12 protein-coding genes are annotated in these 17,712 nt (G+C 65.6%); 9 read left to right on the top strand and 3 right to left on the bottom strand.

Going from position 1 to position 17,712, the window contains the following annotated elements; all coding sequences use genetic code 11:
- Positions 1–66 precede the first annotated feature (66 nt).
- The gene (locus CCS01_RS27565; protein WP_104521977.1) at positions 67–858 is read right to left on the bottom strand and encodes a GDSL-type esterase/lipase family protein; all 792 of its coding nucleotides are present in this window, start codon (positions 856–858) and stop codon (positions 67–69) included.
- Between the two features lie 68 nt (positions 859–926).
- Complete coding sequence (locus CCS01_RS27560) at positions 927–1,436, bottom strand: hypothetical protein (RefSeq protein ID WP_158258641.1); 510 nt, start codon at positions 1,434–1,436, stop codon at positions 927–929.
- Positions 1,437–1,774: 338 nt separating this feature from the next.
- Here CCS01_RS27560 and rplK point away from each other — a divergent pair, with 338 nt between their 5' ends.
- The 9 genes from rplK to CCS01_RS27520 all read left to right on the top strand — a co-directional run bounded on the left by rplK (position 1,775) and on the right by CCS01_RS27520 (position 15,195).
- Positions 1,775–2,209 carry a 50S ribosomal protein L11 gene (rplK, locus tag CCS01_RS27555; RefSeq protein ID WP_104521975.1) on the top strand — a complete coding sequence of 145 codons (435 nt, stop codon included), beginning with the start codon at positions 1,775–1,777 and terminating at the stop codon, positions 2,207–2,209.
- A gap of 4 nt (positions 2,210–2,213) precedes the next feature.
- The gene (gene rplA, locus CCS01_RS27550; protein ID WP_104521974.1) at positions 2,214–2,906 is read left to right on the top strand and encodes a 50S ribosomal protein L1; all 693 of its coding nucleotides are present in this window, start codon (positions 2,214–2,216) and stop codon (positions 2,904–2,906) included.
- A gap of 328 nt (positions 2,907–3,234) precedes the next feature.
- The gene (rplJ, locus tag CCS01_RS27545) at positions 3,235–3,765 is read left to right on the top strand and encodes a 50S ribosomal protein L10 (RefSeq protein ID WP_104521973.1); all 531 of its coding nucleotides are present in this window, start codon (positions 3,235–3,237) and stop codon (positions 3,763–3,765) included.
- A 120-nt stretch (positions 3,766–3,885) separates the two neighbouring features.
- Positions 3,886–4,266: a 50S ribosomal protein L7/L12 gene (rplL, locus tag CCS01_RS27540; protein ID WP_104521972.1), complete on the top strand. Its 381-nt coding sequence runs from the start codon at positions 3,886–3,888 to the stop codon at positions 4,264–4,266.
- Between the two features lie 200 nt (positions 4,267–4,466).
- Positions 4,467–8,642 carry a DNA-directed RNA polymerase subunit beta gene (rpoB, locus tag CCS01_RS27535; protein ID WP_104521971.1) on the top strand — a complete coding sequence of 1,392 codons (4,176 nt, stop codon included), beginning with the start codon at positions 4,467–4,469 and terminating at the stop codon, positions 8,640–8,642.
- Positions 8,643–8,889: 247 nt separating this feature from the next.
- Positions 8,890–13,044, top strand: coding sequence for a DNA-directed RNA polymerase subunit beta' (gene rpoC, locus CCS01_RS27530; RefSeq protein WP_104521970.1), 4,155 nt, complete (start codon positions 8,890–8,892; stop codon positions 13,042–13,044).
- Positions 13,002–13,409, top strand: a complete 408-nt coding sequence (locus tag CCS01_RS36245; protein WP_408887515.1) for a malic enzyme-like NAD(P)-binding protein — start codon at positions 13,002–13,004, stop codon at positions 13,407–13,409. The genes rpoC and CCS01_RS36245 overlap by 43 nt, the downstream gene beginning before the upstream one ends.
- Positions 13,410–13,532: 123 nt before the next feature.
- On the top strand, positions 13,533–13,775 hold the full coding sequence (locus CCS01_RS33260) for a hypothetical protein (protein WP_146101996.1): 243 nt from the start codon (positions 13,533–13,535) through the stop codon (positions 13,773–13,775).
- 16 nt (positions 13,776–13,791) lie between these two features.
- Entirely contained in the window at positions 13,792–15,195 is a 1,404-nt protein-coding gene (locus CCS01_RS27520; protein ID WP_104521969.1) for a carbohydrate porin, read from the top strand.
- A 101-nt stretch (positions 15,196–15,296) separates the two neighbouring features.
- Here CCS01_RS27520 and CCS01_RS27515 read toward each other — a convergent pair whose 3' ends face one another.
- A complete protein-coding gene (locus CCS01_RS27515; RefSeq protein ID WP_204848450.1) occupies positions 15,297–17,681 on the bottom strand; it encodes a glucose/quinate/shikimate family membrane-bound PQQ-dependent dehydrogenase in 2,385 nt (794 codons plus the stop codon).
- Positions 17,682–17,712: the final 31 nt, after the last annotated feature.

The following is a 17,712-nucleotide window of genomic DNA, read 5'->3' as shown; positions in this document are numbered from 1 at the left end:
TCGCGGACCATGACGCGGAGAGACCGGTGCCCCACACCCAATGATGCGGTAATTTCCTGGCCGCCCCTACGTATGCGGCCGGTCGTTCAGCATCGTGGCCAGCACTGGTTCCATCGCCTTGGCCAGCATTGTCATGCCCTGGGCGGTCGGATGCAACGGCGGGTCCGGGGGCGTCAGCTTCGGATCGTAGTACAGATCACGGTTCACCACGCCGTCGCGCAGGAACAGCGCCGACAGATCGAGGTAGGTCACCGACGGCGACTCCTGGTACTTCGCCGCCAGCATGTGGTTGACCTCCGCCGTGGTCCTGGTGATCCAGGCCGAGCGTTCCGACGGTAGCATCGCCAGCAGCAGGATCTTCGTCGCCGGCAGGCGCTTATGCAGTTCGTCGATGATGGCGTCGATGCCCGCGACCGTATCCTCGGCCGACCAGTGCACCTTGCCAAGGTTGTTGGCGCCGATCAGCACCACGGCGACCTTCGGGGAGATGTGGGCAACCTCACCGTTGCGGATGCGCCAGAGCAGGCTGGCGGTGGTATCGCCAATAAAGCCCAGGTTGACGGCGTTGCGGTCGCCGTAGAAGCGCTTCCAGGTCCTGGCGAAGTCCCGCCACGCGGGCGGACCGGACTTCTCCCAGTTCTCGGTGATGGAGTCGCCCAGGAAAATCAGCTCGGGCTTGGCCCGGGCGATCTCACGCAGCTTGGCCTCATGCCGCGCCCGCCACCACGGCAGGTCCATCCGGCCAATGGGTGTCGCCGCCAGGATGGTGCGGACGTGGGCCGGGGCGGGAGTCTGCAACGACAGGATCAGCAGCCAGACGGTGGCCGCTCGCAACAGGACCGGAAGCCGGATCGACATGGAGTCTGTGTTTCCTTTGCTCGCCACGGCCATCGGCCGCGCGGCGCGGAATACACTCTCTTTCGGCGTCAGCCTGCAAGGCGATGTTGCGGCCAGCCGCTCAGCCGGCGTGGCAGCAGGAGGGGCAGGATCAGGCCGACGCCGACGCCCCACATCTCACTGGCGGCAAATGCCCGCAGCATCGCCAGCTTGTGCCAGCCAAAGGCGATGGGCAGTCCCGAGAGCGGCTTGATCACGAAACAGGTCAGCACCAGCATGCAGAAGCCCGCGACAAACCCGTAAAGCCACAACGGCCCTTTCAGCCGTGCCGTCGCCCAGCCGAACAGGCCGCCGTACACGGCGCCCCAGAATGTGATGCTGAGAATCATCGGCGCATGGAAAGGCGGCACATGGGCAACCCGGAAGGCCGCCTGCGGCGCCAGCCCTAGCCAGAAGAAGATCTGCAAGGTGGTCTGGTGGAACACCAGGACGGCGATCGCGCCGGCGACACAACCCAGAAAAATACGGCTCGGTAAAGTGGTCATGCAATGTAATTCCGATGACGGCCCAACCCCCCGGCCATACTGGCGAGTCGGCAACATTCGTCAATCCTGCACTGCACAAAATGCATGGACCGCGATTATTCCGCTGCCAAACACTATGCGCCCACTGAAGCAGACAAATCAACAGCGAAACGGCTGACCCGGATGTGGCAGCCGGAGCTGGCAGCCTGCAACCATCCGTTGCCTCGATGGCGCCAATCCCGCCTGCTCGTTATGCAGACGTCGTGCCGCCGGCAACCAAAGATTCCGCTGGACAGGGTGAACGCCGGCCCCTATATGCGCGCCTCTTTTGGAACGCGGGAGATTTCCGCCGTCCGCGCGGACGGCTGGCGTCGCGAGCACCGCGGTCCCTTGGAACAAGGACCAGGGATAGCATGGCAAAGAAAATCGTCGGCTACATCAAGCTGCAAATTCCGGCCGGCAAGGCCAATCCGTCGCCGCCGGTCGGCCCGGCGCTCGGCCAGCGCGGCCTGAACATCATGGCTTTCGTAAAGGAATTCAACGCCTTCACCCAGAACATGGAACCGGGCATGCCGATCCCGGTGGTGATCACTGCCTATGCGGACCGCACCTTCACCTTCATCACCAAGACCCCGCCGAACACCTACTTCCTGAAGAAGGCGGCCGGGATCACCAAGGGCAGCACCAATGTCGGCAAGGGCGCCGCGGTGGGCCGGATCACGACCTCGCAGTTGCGCGAGATCGCCGAGATCAAGATGAAGGACATGAACGCCAACGACGTCGACGCCGCGGTCCGCATGCTGACCGGTTCGGCGCGCTCGATGGGCCTGACTGTGGTGGAGGGCTGATCCCATGGCCAAGAACAAGCGCCTGAACGCTGCCCGCGCCGCGGTTGACAAGAGCAAGTCGTACACACTCGCCGACGCCATCAAGCTGATCAAGTCGGTTTCGAAGACGAAGTTCGACGAGACGGTCGAGATGTCGATGAACCTCGGCATCGACCCGCGCCACGCCGACCAGATGGTGCGCGGCCTGACCAGCCTGCCGAACGGCACCGGCAAGACCGTGCGCGTCGCCGTGTTCGCGCGCGCCGCCAAGGCCGACGAAGCGCAGGCCGCCGGCGCCGACGTGGTGGGCGCCGAGGACCTGGCCGAGAAGGTGCAGGCCGGCGAGATCAACTTCGACCGCTGCATCGCCACCCCGGACATGATGGGCGTGGTTGGGCGGCTGGGTAAGGTGCTTGGCCCGCGCGGCCTGATGCCCAACCCGCGCCTCGGCACGGTGACGATGGACGTCAAGGGCGCGGTCTCCGCGGCCAAGGCCGGCCAGGTGGAGTTCCGCGCCGAGAAGGCGGGCATCATCCACGCCGGCATCGGCAAGGTCTCCTTCGAGGAGGACAAGCTGCTGGAGAACGCCCGCGCCCTGGCCGACGCGGTGCAGAAGGCGAAGCCCACCGGCGCCAAGGGGACTTATGTACAGAAGGTGTCGATCAGCTCGACCATGGGGCCCGGCGTCCGGGTCGACGTGAGTTCGCTCGGCGTCTGAACCGGATACGCCGGTCTTCAACGAAGGCCGGCGCGCAGGAAAGGTGCCCGCCCCTGGATCAATGCCGGGGGCTTAACCTTTCCGAACCTGTCCAAGACCGCTCGTACCGCCGCCCCGGCTTGCCAGGGTGGAGGTTTAATGGACCGATCGTCCGCGCGCGGGAGATGGGGTGCCAGATAGCCCAGGGGCCTGTCCCCTGCGGGTCTTTGGTGGTTCCAGGACAGGCGAACCGGACGAATCCCAGGGCTTGTCCCGGGGACCTCGTCCAAGGGCAACCTGGCCCTCCATGCCGCCGTGTGCGGAATGGCGGGTCGAACGGAGACGAAACGTGGACCGTACGGAGAAGCGCGAGTTCGTCGCCGGGCTCAATCAGGCACTGTCCGCTACCTCGATGGTCGTCGTCACCCGCAACGCGGGCCTGACGGTTGCCGAGGTGACGGATCTGCGCCGCAAGATGCGGGCCTCGGGGTCGACCTACAAAGTCGCGAAGAACCGGCTGACCAACCTCGCTCTGGATGGGACCCAGTTCGACAGCATCAAGCCATTGCTGAAGGGACCGACCGCGCTGGCGTGGTCGGTTGACCCGGTGGCCGTGGCGAAGACCGCTGTCGAGTTCGCCAAGACCAATGAGAAGTTCGTCATTGTCGGTGGCGCGCTCGGAACCCAGGCGCTGAATGCGGATGGGATCAAGGCGCTCGCCGAACTGCCGAGCCTGGATCAGCTGCGCGCCAGGCTGGTGGGGATGATTTCCACCCCCGCCACCCGGATCGCCGGCGTGCTGCAGGCACCGGCTGGACAACTCGCTCGGGTCTTCGGGGCCTATGCCAGGAAGGATGAAGCCGAGGCTGAAGCCGCGTAACACGCAAGCCATGTTATCACAAATTCGTGATCACATGGCAGCCAACGCACGCATCTGGGTGCAAGCCGGCTGATGCCGCTTGCATGGAACCAACCAAAGTCTAGATAAGGAACACACGATATGGCCGATCTACAGAAGCTGGTTGACGAACTGTCAGCCCTGACCGTCCTCGAGGCTGCCGAGCTCTCGAAGATGCTCGAGGAGAAGTGGGGCGTGTCCGCTGCCGCGCCGGTGGCAGTTGCGGCCGCCCCGGTTGCGGGTGCCGCGGCAGCCGCGCCGGCTGAAGAGCAGACGGAATTCACTGTCATCCTGGCAAAGTCGGGTGACAAGAAGATCAACGTCATCAAGGAAATCCGCACCATCACCGGCCTTGGCCTGAAGGAAGCCAAGGATCTGGTCGAGGCCGCGCCGAAGACCGTGAAGGAAGGCGTGGGCAAGGACGAGGTGGCGAAGATCAAGAAGATGCTGGAAGAGGCAGGCGCGACCGTGGAGGTGAAGTAACGCTTCCCTCACTAGCTTTGCTTCGGCCTGGCGTCTCCGCCGAGACGCCAACGGCCTTTGTATCGGGGGCGGGTGGAAATCAGCCGATTTCCGCCCGCGTTCCTGTTTCGGCGGGTGGGTTGTTGTGCCCAGGTTCTGGCGCGAGCGGCACCGACACCCAATTTAGCGGTTCGGCAGGTTAACGGTAGGGTGGATCATCGATGAACGCGATCACACGGTCCTTCACTGGACGGAAGCGCATCCGCAAGAGCTTCGGCCGGATCCCCGAAGTGGCTCCGATGCCGAACCTGATCGATGTGCAGCGCTCCAGCTACGAGGCGTTCCTACAGATGAACGTCCGCCCGGACAACCGTACTCACTCCGGGCTGCAGGAAGTGTTCAAATCCGTGTTCCCGATTGACGACTTCGCCGGCCGCGGGCGCCTGGAGTTTGTCTATTACGAGCTGGAAGAGCCGAAATACGACGTTGAGGAGTGCATCCAGCGCGGCATGACCTTCGCCGCTCCGCTGAAAGTGATCCTGCGCCTGATCGTCTGGGACGTCGATGAGGACACCGGCTCCCGCTCGATCCGCGACATCAAGGAGCAGCCCGTCTACATGGGCGACATGCCGTTGATGACCGACAACGGCACGTTCGTCATCAACGGCACCGAGCGCGTCATCGTCAGCCAGATGCACCGCAGCCCGGGCGTGTTCTTCGACCACGACAAGGGCAAGACGCATTCCTCGGGCAAGTACCTGTTCGCGGCGCGGGTGATCCCGTATCGCGGCTCCTGGCTCGACTTCGAGTTCGATTCCAAGGACCTGGTGTACGTCCGCATCGACCGGAAGCGGAAGCTGCCGGTCACCACGCTGCTGTATGCGCTGGAAAGCGCCGCCACCGGGCAGTTGCGTGCCGCGCGCGAAGCCAAGGGCGAGGACCTGGATCCATCCGAGATCCGCGGCATGGACCAGGAAGAGATCCTCAGCCACTTCTACGGCAAGGTGATCTTCGAGCGTACGCCGAAGGGCTGGGCGCGGCCATTCGACCCCGACGCATTCCGTGGCGTCAAGCTGCTGGAGCCGCTGATCGACGCCGCCACCGGTGAGGTCGTGGCCGAGGCCGACGCCAAGCTGACCGCCCGCCAGGCCCGCCGCATCGCCGAGAAGACCAAGGAAGTGCTGGTCGGCCGCAGCGACCTGCTGGGCCGCTACATGGCCGAGGACCTGGTGAAAGAGGATACCGGCGAGATCTACGCCGAAGCCGGCGAGGAACTGGCCGAGGCGCGGCTGGCCGCGCTGGAGGAGGCCGGCATCACCAGCCTGCCGACGCTGGCGATCGACCAGTCCAACGGCCCGTGGATCCGCAACACCCTCGCGGTGGACAAGAACACCAACCGCGACGACGCGCTGATCGACATCTACCGCGTGATGCGCCCCGGCGAGCCGCCGACGCCGGAAACCGCCGAGGCGCTGTTCCGCGGCCTGTTCTTCGATGGCGACCGATATGACCTGTCGGCCGTCGGCCGGGTAAAGATGAACATGCGCCTGGGCACGCCGGAGGTGCCGGATACCGAGCGCGTGCTGCGCAAGGACGACCTGCTGCGCACCGTCAAGACGCTGTGCGACCTGAAGGACGGCCGCGGCCAGATCGACGACATCGACAACCTGGGCAACCGGCGCGTCCGCTCCGTCGGCGAGCTGATGGAGAACCAGTACCGCATCGGCCTGCTGCGCATGGAGCGGGCGATCCGCGAGCGCATGGGCGCGGTCGACATCGACACGGTGATGCCGCACGACCTGATCAACGCCAAGCCGGCGGCGGCGGCGGTGCGGGAGTTCTTTGGTTCGTCTCAGCTGTCGCAGTTCATGGACCAGACCAACCCGCTGTCGGAAGTGACGCACAAGCGGCGCCTCTCCGCCCTTGGGCCGGGCGGCCTGACCCGCGAGCGCGCCGGCTTCGAGGTGCGCGACGTGCACCCGACCCACTACGGCCGCATCTGCCCGATCGAGACGCCGGAAGGCCCGAACATCGGCCTGATCAACTCGCTGGCGACCTACGCCAAGGTCAACAAGTACGGCTTCATCGAGACGCCGTACATGCTGGTCAAGGACGGCGTCGTGCAGCCCGGCGCGCGCTACCTGTCGGCGATGGAGGAAGAACGCCTCGTCGTCGCCCAGGCCGATGCGCCGATGGACACCGGAGGCCGGTTCACCCAGGACCTGGTGTCCGTGCGCAAGCAGGGCGACTTCCGCCTGGCACGGCCCGAGGACGTCACCGCGATCGACGTCTCGCCGAAGCAGCTGGTCTCGGTCGCCGCGGCGCTGATCCCGTTCCTGGAGAACGACGACGCCAACCGCGCGCTGATGGGCTCCAACATGCAGCGGCAGGCGGTGCCCCTGATTCGCGCCGATGCGCCGCTGGTCGGAACGGGTATGGAAGCCGCCGTGGCGCGTGACTCCGGCGCGACCATCGTGGCCCGCCGCCCGGGCATTGTGGACCAGATCGACGGCTCGCGCATCGTGGTGCGGGCGACCAACGAGGACGGCACGACCAAGGGCGTGGACATCTACCGGCTGCGCAAGTTCATGCGCTCCAACCAGTCCACCTGCATCAACCAGCGTCCGCTGGTGAAGGTTGGCGACCGGGTGATCGAAGGCGACATCATCGCCGACGGTCCCTCGACCGAGCTGGGCGAGCTGGCGCTGGGCCGCAACGTGCTGGTCGCGTTCATGCCCTGGAACGGCTACAACTTCGAGGACTCGATCCTGATTTCCGAGCGGATCGCCCGCGACGACGTGTTCACCTCCATCCACATCGAGGAATTCGAGGTGATGGCGCGTGACACCAAGCTCGGCCAGGAGGAAATCACCCGCGACATCCCGAACGTCGGCGAAGAAGCCCTGAAGAACCTCGACGAAGCTGGCATCGTCTATATCGGCGCCGAGGTGAACCCGGGCGACATCCTCGTCGGCAAGGTGACGCCGAAGGGCGAAAGCCCGATGACCCCGGAAGAGAAGCTGCTGCGGGCCATCTTCGGCGAGAAGGCGTCCGACGTGCGCGACACGTCGCTGAAGCTGCCGCCGGGCGTGACCGGCACGGTGGTGGACGTGCGCGTGTTCAGCCGCCGCGGCGTGGACAAGGACGAGCGCGCCATGGCGATCGAGCGCGCCGAGATCGAGCGCCTGGCCAAGGACCGCGACGACGAGCGGGCCATCCAGGAGCGGTCGTTCCTCAACCGGCTGCGCGAGAAGCTGCTGGGCAACAAGGCGTCCGGCGGGTTCAAGGGCGTCAAGGCCGGCACCGACATCGACGAGGCCCTGCTGGCCGAGCATCCGCGCGGCTCCTGGCGCCACATCGGCGTGCAGGACGACGCGGTGATGGCCGACATCGAGACCCTGAAGCGGGAATACGATGCCGCCGTCGGCCGGCTGCAGGCACGGTTCGACAGCAAGGTCGAGAAGCTTCAGCGCGGCGACGAGCTGCCGCCCGGCGTGATGAAGATGGTCAAGGTCTTCATCGCGGTGAAGCGCAAGCTGCAGCCCGGCGACAAGATGGCGGGCCGCCACGGCAACAAGGGTGTGGTGTCGCGCGTCGTGCCGGTCGAGGACATGCCGTTCCTGGAGGACGGGACCTCGGTGGACCTGGTGCTGAACCCGTTGGGCGTGCCCTCGCGCATGAACGTCGGGCAGATTCTTGAAACGCACCTGGGCTGGGCCTGCGCCAATCTTGGCCGGCAGATCGGCGACCTTGTGGAGGAATACCGCCGTACCGGCGCCCGCCGCCAGGAACTGCTGGAGACGCTGAAGGAGGTCTATGGCGAACCGGTCTACAGCCAGCAGATCGCGTCGATGGAGACCAACCAGCTGATCGAGATGTGCGAGAACCTGCGCAAGGGCGTGCCGATCGCCACGCCGGTGTTCGATGGCGCGCGCATGACCGACATCGAGGGCATGCTGCACCGGGCCGGCCTGGATACGTCGGGCCAGGTCACACTGGTCGACGGGCGCACCGGCGAGCCGTTCGAGCGCAAGGTGACGGTGGGCTTCATCTACATGCTGAAGCTGCACCACCTGGTGGACGACAAGATCCACGCCCGCTCGATCGGCCCGTACAGCCTGGTCACCCAGCAGCCGCTGGGCGGCAAGGCGCAGTTCGGCGGCCAGCGCTTCGGCGAGATGGAGGTGTGGGCGCTGGAGGCGTACGGTGCGGCCTACACCTTGCAGGAGATGCTGACGGTGAAGTCGGACGACGTGTCCGGCCGCACCAAGGTCTACGAGGCGATCGTCCGCGAGCAGGACAACTTCGAGGCCGGCATCCCCGAGAGCTTCAACGTGCTGGTGAAGGAGCTGAAGTCGCTCGGCCTGAACGTCGACCTGGACAACCAGGCGGCTTGATTGAGCAACGCGTTGTACCAAACCGTCATGGCCGGGCGTGTCCCGGCCATCCACCCCCCAACCGTCGAAGCGCAGATGGCCGGGACACGCCCGGCCATGACGGAGAGGCAATGGACCTGTCCCCGTCCCTCTATGGCGGCGCGTATGGGGACACGCCTGGCCGTGGCGGAAGGGACGGCGGCCCGGACGGATTATTGCGTTGTGCTGTCCGACTTGATGAACCCCTGTGCAGAAGGGTGTCAGACGTATGAATGAGCTTATGAAGATCCTTGGCCAAACCGGCCAGTCGCTGTCTTTCGACCAGATCAAGATCCAGATCGCCAGCCCCGAGCAGATCCGGTCCTGGTCCTACGGCGAGATCCGCAAGCCCGAGACCATCAACTACCGCACGTTCAAGCCGGAGCGGGACGGCCTGTTCTGCGCGCGCATCTTCGGGCCGATCAAGGACTACGAGTGCCTGTGCGGCAAGTACAAGCGCATGAAGTTCCGCGGCATCATCTGCGAGAAGTGCGGCGTCGAGGTCACCCTGGCCAAGGTCCGGCGCGAGCGCATGGGCCATATCGAACTGGCGTCTCCGGTCGCCCACATCTGGTTCCTGAAGTCGCTCCCCAGCCGCATCGGCCTGATGGTCGACCTGACGCTGAAGGAGCTGGAGAAGATCCTGTATTTCGAGAACTACGTCGTTCTCGAACCCGGCACGACCGACCTGAAGATGCTGCAGCTGCTGACCGAGGAGCAGCTCATGTCCAAGCAGGACGAGTTCGGCGAGGACCAGTTCGAAGTCGGCATCGGCGCCGAGGCGATCAAGAAGGTGCTGAACCGCATCGACCTCGACTCCGAAAAGGTCAAGCTGCGCGCCGATCTGAAGGAGACCTCCTCCGAGGCCAAGCGCAAGAAGCTGGTCAAGCGCCTGAAGCTGATCGAGGCGTTCAGCGAATCCGGCTCCCGCCCCGACTGGATGATCATGGACGTGATCCCGGTCATCCCGCCCGAGCTGCGCCCGCTAGTGCCGCTGGACGGCGGCCGCTTCGCCACGTCCGACCTGAACGACCTGTACCGCCGCGTCATCAACCGCAACAACCGCCTGAAGCGGCTGATCGAGCTGCGCGCGCCGGACATCATCGTCCGCAATGAAAAGCGCATGCTGCAGGAGTCGGTGGACGCGCTGTTCGACAACGGCCGCCGCGGCCGCGCCATCACCGGCGCCAACAAGCGTCCCCTGAAGTCGCTGTCCGACATGCTGAAGGGGAAGCAGGGCCGCTTCCGGCAGAACCTGCTGGGCAAGCGCGTCGACTACTCCGGCCGTTCGGTCATCGTGGTGGGGCCTGAGCTGAAGCTGCACCAGTGCGGCCTGCCCAAGAAGATGGCGCTGGAGCTGTTCAAGCCGTTCATCTACAGCAAGCTCGAGAAGTACGGCCACGCCACCACCATCAAGGCCGCCAAGCGGATGGTGGAGAAGGAGCGTCCCGAGGTCTGGGATATCCTGGAAGAGGTGATCCGCGAGCATCCGGTGATGCTGAACCGCGCGCCGACGCTGCACCGCCTGGGCATCCAGGCGTTCGAGCCGGTGCTGATCGAAGGCAAGGCGATCCAGCTGCATCCGCTGGTCTGCACCGCCTTCAACGCCGACTTCGACGGCGACCAGATGGCCGTGCACGTGCCGCTGTCGCTGGAAGCGCAGCTCGAAGCCCGCGTGCTGATGATGTCCACCAACAACATCCTCAGCCCGGCGAACGGCAAGCCGATCATCGTGCCGAGCCAGGACATCGTCCTTGGCCTGTACTACCTGTCGCTGGAAACCGCCGCCTTCAAGGAGGTGCCGGACAACGACGCGCCGATCTTCGCCAACATCGGCGAGATCGAGCATGCGCTGTTCGCCAGGCGGGTCACGCTGCACGACAAGATCCGGGCGCGGTTCGAAACGGTGGACGCCGGCGGCAACCCGATCCGGCAGGTCGTGGTGACCACGCCGGGCCGGATGATGATCGCGCAGATCCTGCCGAAGCATCCGTTCGTGCCGTTCAGCCTGGTCAACCGGCAGCTCACCAAGAAGAACGTCTCCGACGTCATCGACGTGGTGTATCGCCACTGCGGTCAGAAGGAGTGCGTGATCTTCGCCGACAGGATGATGGGCCTCGGGTTCACGCAGGCGGCGAAGGCGGGCTTGTCGTTCGGCAAGGACGACCTGATCATCCCGGACAGCAAGGAGACTTTGATCGCCGCCACCCAGGCGGAGGTGAAGGACTTCGAGCAGCAGTACCAGGACGGCCTGATCACCGCCGGCGAGCGCTACAACAAGGTCGTCGATGCCTGGTCGCGCTGCACCGACGACGTCGCCAAGGCGATGATGAAGGAGATCAGCAAGCAGGAGATCGGCAAGCCCATCAACTCGGTGTGGATGATGTCGCACTCCGGCGCGCGTGGGTCGCCCGCGCAGATGCGCCAGCTGGCCGGCATGCGCGGCCTGATGGCCAAGCCCTCGGGCGAGATCATCGAGCAGCCGATCATCGCCAACTTCAAGGAAGGCCTGTCGGTTCTGGAGTACTTCAACTCCACCCACGGCGCCCGCAAGGGCCTGGCGGACACGGCGCTGAAGACCGCGAACTCCGGCTACCTGACCCGCCGCCTGGTCGACGTGGCGCAGGACTGCATCATCGTCGAGGAGGACTGCGGCACCGAGCGGGGCCTGACGGTGCATCCGGTGATGGACGGCGGCGAGGTCGTGTCGTCCCTGTCCGAGCGGACCCTGGGCCGCACCACGGCCGAGGACGTGATCGACCCGGCCTCCGGCAAGGTCCTGGTGCCGCGCAACACGCTGATCGAGGAACACGAAGCCGAGCTGATCGAGCAGGCGGGCATCGAGGGCGTCAAGATCCGCTCGGTCCTGACCTGCGAGTCGGCGGTCGGCGTCTGCGCCCACTGCTACGGGCGTGACCTCGCGCGCGGCACGCCGGTGAACATCGGCGAGGCGGTCGGCGTCATCGCCGCTCAGTCGATCGGTGAGCCGGGCACGCAGCTGACCATGCGCACCTTCCACATCGGCGGCGCGGCGCAGCGTGGCGCCGAGACGTCGAGTGTCGAGGCCAGCCACGACGGCACGATCAGCATCAAGAACCGCAACGTGATTGCGAACAGCACGGGCGCCCTGGTGGTGATGTCGCGCAACTGCGAGATCGTCCAGCTGGACGACAAGGGGCGCGAGCGGGCCCGCTTCCGTGTGCCCTACGGCGCGCGGCTGCTGGCCGAAGAAGGCCAGGCGGTTACCCGCGGCCAGAAGCTGGCCGAGTGGGATCCGTTCACCCTGCCGATCATCACCGAGCGCGCCGGCAAGGTCGAATACATCGACCTGATCGACAGCATCACGCTGGTCGAGCGGATGGACGAGGTGACCGGCCTGACCTCCAAGGTCGTCGTCGACTACAAGCAGGGGTCCAAGAGCATTGATCTGCGTCCCCGCCTGCAGTTGAAGGACGAGAAGGGCGAGGTCATCCGGCTGGATAACAACACCGACGCCCGCTACTTCCTGGCGCCGGACTCGATCCTGTCGGTGGACAACGGCGCCGTCGTGCAGGCGGGCGACGTGCTGGCCCGCATCCCGCGCGAGGGCAGCAAGACCCGCGACATCACCGGCGGTCTGCCGCGCGTGGCGGAACTGTTCGAGGCGCGGCGTCCGAAGGATCACGCGGTCATCGCGGAAACCGACGGCCGGGTGGAGTTCGGCAAGGACTACAAGGCCAAGCGCCGGATCATCGTGAAGAACGACGAGACGGGCGAGGAAACCGAGTACCTGATCCCGAAGGGCAAGCACGTGTCGGTGCAGGAAGGCGACTTCGTCCGCCGCGGCGATCCGCTGGTCGACGGCCCGCGCGTGCCGCACGACATCCTGAAGGTGATGGGCGTCGAGGCGCTGTCCGACTACCTGGTGAACGAGATCCAGGACGTCTATCGACTGCAGGGCGTGAAGATCAACGACAAGCATATTGAAGTGATCGTCCGCCAGATGCTGCAGAAGGTGGAAATCCTCGATCCAGGCGACACCACGTTCCTGATCGGGGAGCAGGTGGACCGCGCCGAGTTCGATGCGGTCAATGCCAAGCTGATGAAGGATGAGCGTCCGGGGGTGGCGATGCCGGTGCTGCAGGGCATCACCAAGGCGTCGCTGCAGACCAACAGCTTCATCAGCGCCGCGTCGTTCCAGGAGACGACCCGCGTGCTGACCGAGGCTGCCACGGCCGGCAAGACCGACAGCCTGATGGGCCTGAAGGAGAACGTGATCGTCGGCCGCCTGATCCCGGCGGGCACGGGCGCGGTGATGAACCGCCTGCGCGCGGTTGCCGCCGGCCGTGACCAGCGGACTCTGTGGGGCGACAACGCCCGGCTGACGGACAACGCGGCGGAGTAATCCGCCTGGTTCCACTGGGAAGCGGAAAGGGGCTGGTGATCGAGAGGTCACCAGCCCTTTCTGTTGCGGTGCTCGGAGCCACCACGGCCGCGGGCGCCGGCATCCCCGCGCAGCAGGCGCACGCTGCATCCCCGCGCAGCAGGCGCACGCTGATCGAAGCGGGAGTGCAGGCGATGGCGCGGCATACCGGCCGCCCGCCGATCTTCCCGCTGTCGAACCCGACCTCCCGCAGCGAGGTTGTATCGGCCGGCCTCAGAGCCTGGACCGATGGCCGGGCTGCATTGGCACGGGCAGTCGCTACCATCCGGCCTGACGCCGGATCATGGCCAGGACGACAGCACCTCGCAGATGCCTTGCACCATTGAGCGTTTGATGACGCGTGCTTCAGCCATTGTTGTCTGATCATCACCTGCTCTCGAATCCTGCCTCACGCAACACGGCAGCGACTGTGACGTTTGCGGACGACAAAGAATCGGAGGAACCGGGCCATGAGCAAGAATCCGCGTAACGTCGACGGCGACCGCCTGCAAAGCCAGCGCAGCGGTGTCGGCACCCACGCCACGCATCGCAACGAGGCGGCGACAACTGCGCGGCCGGCTGGCCGCAAGCCGTCCTGGGTGGAACCTTCTGCACGGCACAGCCTGATCGGGCGCGTCCATTCCGCAGCCGTGAAACCGGCAGCAGGACAGTGCCGCTTCCGAATGACAACAGCAACGCCGGGCACCGCATGAACGTTCTTATAAGACAATGAGAACAGGAACGCTCGTTCTTGGGTTTGCCACCCTCACTGGCGGCCTGCTCTGCCTGTCTGCCGCAACGTTTGCCCAGGCGGTCAATCCGACACCCAAGATCACGCCCAGCGAGAACCTGGCGGCGCTGCCTCCGCAGCCGCCGATGACGCCGGGTGTGGAGCACCTGTTCGGTGACTGGGGCGGACTGCGCACCTATCTCGGCCAGTACGGCATCGACGTCCTGCTCGACAACACCAACGAATTTGCCGGCAACGTCGCCGGCGGCCTGAAGCAGTCAGCGACCAATGCCGGCCAGGTCGGGCTCCAGGTGGATATCGACTGGGACAAGCTGGCGGGATTGCAAGGCTTCACCACCCACACCGCCATTGTGGGGCGCTATGGCGCGAATCTCAGCAGCAATATCGGCGACGACCTGACGCAGGTGCAGGAAATTTACGGTGCCGGCGGCAATGTGGTCGCGCACATGGTGTACATGTACGGCGAGCTGTCGTTGCGTAACAACACCATCGACATAGCGGTCGGCCGCATGCCGACCGGCAACGACTTTTCCGCCTCGCCGCTGAACTGCAGTTTCATGAACCTTAACATTTGCGGCAACCCGAAGGCTCTGGTGGGGCAGCCGGGCGGCCTGACCGCCTGGCCGGATGCGACGTGGGGCGGCCGCGCCCGCGTGCGGCCGACACAGGATACCTACCTGATGTTCGGCATCTATCAGGTGAACCAGAATCTCTACGGCGTCGGCGCCGGGTTCCGCTCCGGCTGGCTCTTGAGCGGTTCGGGCGACACCGGCGTGGAGGTGCCGGCGGAAGTGGCGTGGGAGCCGAAGTTCGGCAGCGATAGCCTTCCGGGACACTACAAGCTCGGCCTCGGGTTCGACAGCTCGAGCTACCCGGTGTGGAGTCCGTTCGCCACCGCGGGAGCGTCAGGCGGGACAGGGCAGTCATCCCAGCAGGGGCGGCTGCAGTTCTGGGCGCTGGCGGACCAGATGATCCGGCGCAACGGCCCGGGCGACAAGGACGGATTGATCCTGCTGACCGGCGTTGCGCACGACAGTCCTGCTGCCACCTTCGTGTACGGCGACGAGGTGTTCGGCGGCGTCATCGATCGCGGCTTCTGGTCCGCCCGGCCCAGGGACACGCTGGCCGGGATGGTTTCCTTTCTAAGGGTCAGCGACCGGCTGACCGATGTGCAGCAGATCGACGAATTCTACGGGCTGCCGCTGGCGAACGGGGCCACCGGTGTCCAGACCGGCGAGGTGATCCTCGAGGCCAACTATCAGATCCAGGTCACCCAAGGTGTCAGCCTCATGCCGGACTTCCAGTACGTCATCCGGCCCAATGGACAGGGCAATATCCCGAACGCCGTGGTTCTCGGCTTCAGGTCACATATCGAGTTCTGACTGCTACCATGAAAATACGGTCTCGCCGGCGCCGGTCGTCTCTCTACCGTCATGGCCGGGACACGCCCGGCTATGACGGAGGGGCAGTGGCCCGCTGCCGGTCATTTCCCCTGCGGCAGCGCATAGGCAATGATGTAGTCCCCCAGCTTCGTGCCGAACGAGCCATGGCCGCCATCGGCAGTCACGACAAACTGCCGTCCGCCTTCGGAATACGTCATCGGCGTGGACTGCCCACCGGCCGGAAGTCGATCCTCCCAAAGCTGCCGCCCGGACCCGACATCGAACGCACGGATGAAGTAATCGGCAGTCGAGGTCAGGAACGCCACGCCGCCCGCGGTCACCATCGGCCCGCCCAGCATCGGCATGCCGATCCTCATCGCCACCGGCAGCGGCGAGCTGTCGCGGGTCGTGCCGACCGGATGCTGCCAGACGATCTTGTTGGTCTTCAGGTCCAGCCCGGCGATGAAACCCCAGGGCGGCTGCATGCACGGAACGCCGATGGGCGACATGAAGGCGTTCAGCGTCACGCCGAACGGCGTGCCGAACATCGGCTGCGTGCCCTCCTCCTGCCCGGGCTTCATCGACGCCGGTGGGATTGAGGGATTCTTCCGGCCCCGCGGGATCAACGTCGATACGAACGGCACCGACATCGGATTGGCAACAATAATCTGCCGCACCGGATCGACCGCCACGCCGCCCCATTCGAACATGCCCAGGTTGCCGGGATAGACCAGCGTTCCCTGCGTCGAGGGCGGCGTGAACGGGCCCTGGTAACGCAGCCGGTGGAATTCGATGCGGCAGGCCAACTGGTCGAACGGCGTCGTGCCCCACATCATGGCGCCGTCCAGCGGCGCGCGCGGACGGAAGCTCAGCTCGGAAAATGGTTGCGTCGGCGACAAATGATCACCCGGCGCCGCCCCCTGCGGCACCGGCTTTTCCGGCGCCGGCACGATCAGCTTGCCGTCGCGGCGGTCGAGCACGAAGATATTGCCCGTCTTGGCCGGGATATAGACGGCCGGCACCATGCCCTGCGCCGTGTTGACGTCGACCAGGCTCGGCTGCGAGGGAAAATCCATGTCCCACAGGTCATGATGCACGTTCTGGAACATCCACCGCAGCTTGCCGGTGGCGATCTCGAGCGCGACCAGGGAACTGTCGAACTGCTCCTGCTGCGCCGAGCGGTCGCCGCCCCACTCGTCGGGGTCCGGCTCGCCAAGCGGCACGTAGACCAGTCCGAGCTTCTCGTCGGCCGATGAAACGGACCAGGAATTCGGCGACGCCGGCGTATAGGTTTGTCCTTCCTTCGGGATCTCGTTGTGGTTCGGGTTGCCGGCATCCCACGCCCAGACCAGCGCGCCGGTATAGACGTCGTAGCCGCGGATCACCCCCGATGGCTCCTTCGTCGACCAGTTGTCGATCACCGAGCCGCCGACGATCAAAATCTTCTCGGCCGCCACGGGCGGCGATGTGACCTCGTAGAAGCCCGGCTCGGCATAGGGCATGTTGACATTCAGATCGACCCGCCCGTGTGTCCCGAAGCTCTCGCACGGCGCGCCGGTATCGGCGTTCAGCGCGTACAGGCCGCCGGTGTTGGTGCCCAGGAAAATGCGCCGCGGGCAATCCTGCGGCGCCGGCTGGCCGGAGGCGGTCACCGCGCCGGGCTTCGTTTCATGATAGGAAACCCCGCGGCATGTCAGGTGCTGGAAGGCCGGGCTGTCCTGGACATGCGGATCGAACTTCCACTTCAGCGTCCCGGTGCCGGCATCCAGCGCGAACACGATCTGGTGCGGCGAGCACAGGTAGACCATGTGGTTCGCCTTGATCGGCGTCACCTCCATGGTGGTTTCAACCGGATCGTTCGGGCCGCGCATGTCGCCGGTGCGGAACGTCCAGGCGACCTTCAGCCGGCCGACATTCGCCGGGGTGATCTGATCGAGCGGCGCATACCGGTCGCCGAAGCCCGAGCCGCCATACGCCTGCCAGTCGCCCTTCGGCTGCGAGGCCAAAGGCTCCGTCCCGCCCGCCGGCGCGTTGGTCATGGCCAGGGTGCCGTCCTTGTCATGCGGCGAGCGGGCCAGCGACGCGCCCAGCACCGCGAATGACAGGATCAGCGTGCCCAGCAGGGCCATGCGCGGCGCCAGCGAGCCGCCATACAGCCTGCGGCTGACCCACGGCGTCAACAGCCAGATGCCAATCAGCACCAGCACGTCCCCGCGCGGCACCAGCGGCCAGAAGTCCACGCCGGCTTCCCAGATCGCCCACAGCAGGGTGCCGAGCAGGATCACCGTATACACCCACAGCGCAGCGGCCCGCGCACGAAACAGCAGAATACCGGTCAGAATCAGCGCAATGCCGGTGCAGATGTAGTAGGGCGAGCCGCCCAGGGCGATCAGCCAGCCGCCTCCGGCAGCCAGGCAGAGCCCGATCAGGACGACAACAATGGCGGTCATCAGGACAACAAGGCTTGGTCGCTTTGCAGTCGGCATGGGTCCTCGCTGGGCCGGCGCCATGCGTCAG

The sequence above is a fragment of the Rhodopila globiformis genome, assembly GCF_002937115.1.
Taxonomy (GTDB): Bacteria; Pseudomonadota; Alphaproteobacteria; order Acetobacterales; family Acetobacteraceae; genus Rhodopila; species Rhodopila globiformis.
Note: the sequence above shows the minus strand (reverse complement) of the source record. Positions and strands in the feature narration are given on the sequence as shown.

Excerpts from the sequence above, each read along its gene's own strand:
- CCS01_RS27565 (WP_104521977.1), bottom strand. The coding sequence starts at position 858 with ATGTCGATCCGGCTTCCGGTCCTGTTGCGAGCGGCCACCGTCTGGCTG.
- rplK (WP_104521975.1), top strand. The coding sequence starts at position 1,775 with ATGGCAAAGAAAATCGTCGGCTACATCAAGCTGCAAATTCCGGCCGGC.
- rplA (WP_104521974.1), top strand. The coding sequence starts at position 2,214 with ATGGCCAAGAACAAGCGCCTGAACGCTGCCCGCGCCGCGGTTGACAAG.
- rplL (WP_104521972.1), top strand. The coding sequence starts at position 3,886 with ATGGCCGATCTACAGAAGCTGGTTGACGAACTGTCAGCCCTGACCGTC.
- rpoB (WP_104521971.1), top strand. The coding sequence starts at position 4,467 with ATGAACGCGATCACACGGTCCTTCACTGGACGGAAGCGCATCCGCAAG.
- rpoC (WP_104521970.1), top strand. The coding sequence starts at position 8,890 with ATGAATGAGCTTATGAAGATCCTTGGCCAAACCGGCCAGTCGCTGTCT.
- CCS01_RS33260 (WP_146101996.1), top strand. The coding sequence starts at position 13,533 with ATGAGCAAGAATCCGCGTAACGTCGACGGCGACCGCCTGCAAAGCCAG.
- CCS01_RS27520 (WP_104521969.1), top strand. The coding sequence starts at position 13,792 with ATGAGAACAGGAACGCTCGTTCTTGGGTTTGCCACCCTCACTGGCGGC.
- CCS01_RS27515 (WP_204848450.1), bottom strand. The coding sequence starts at position 17,681 with ATGCCGACTGCAAAGCGACCAAGCCTTGTTGTCCTGATGACCGCCATT.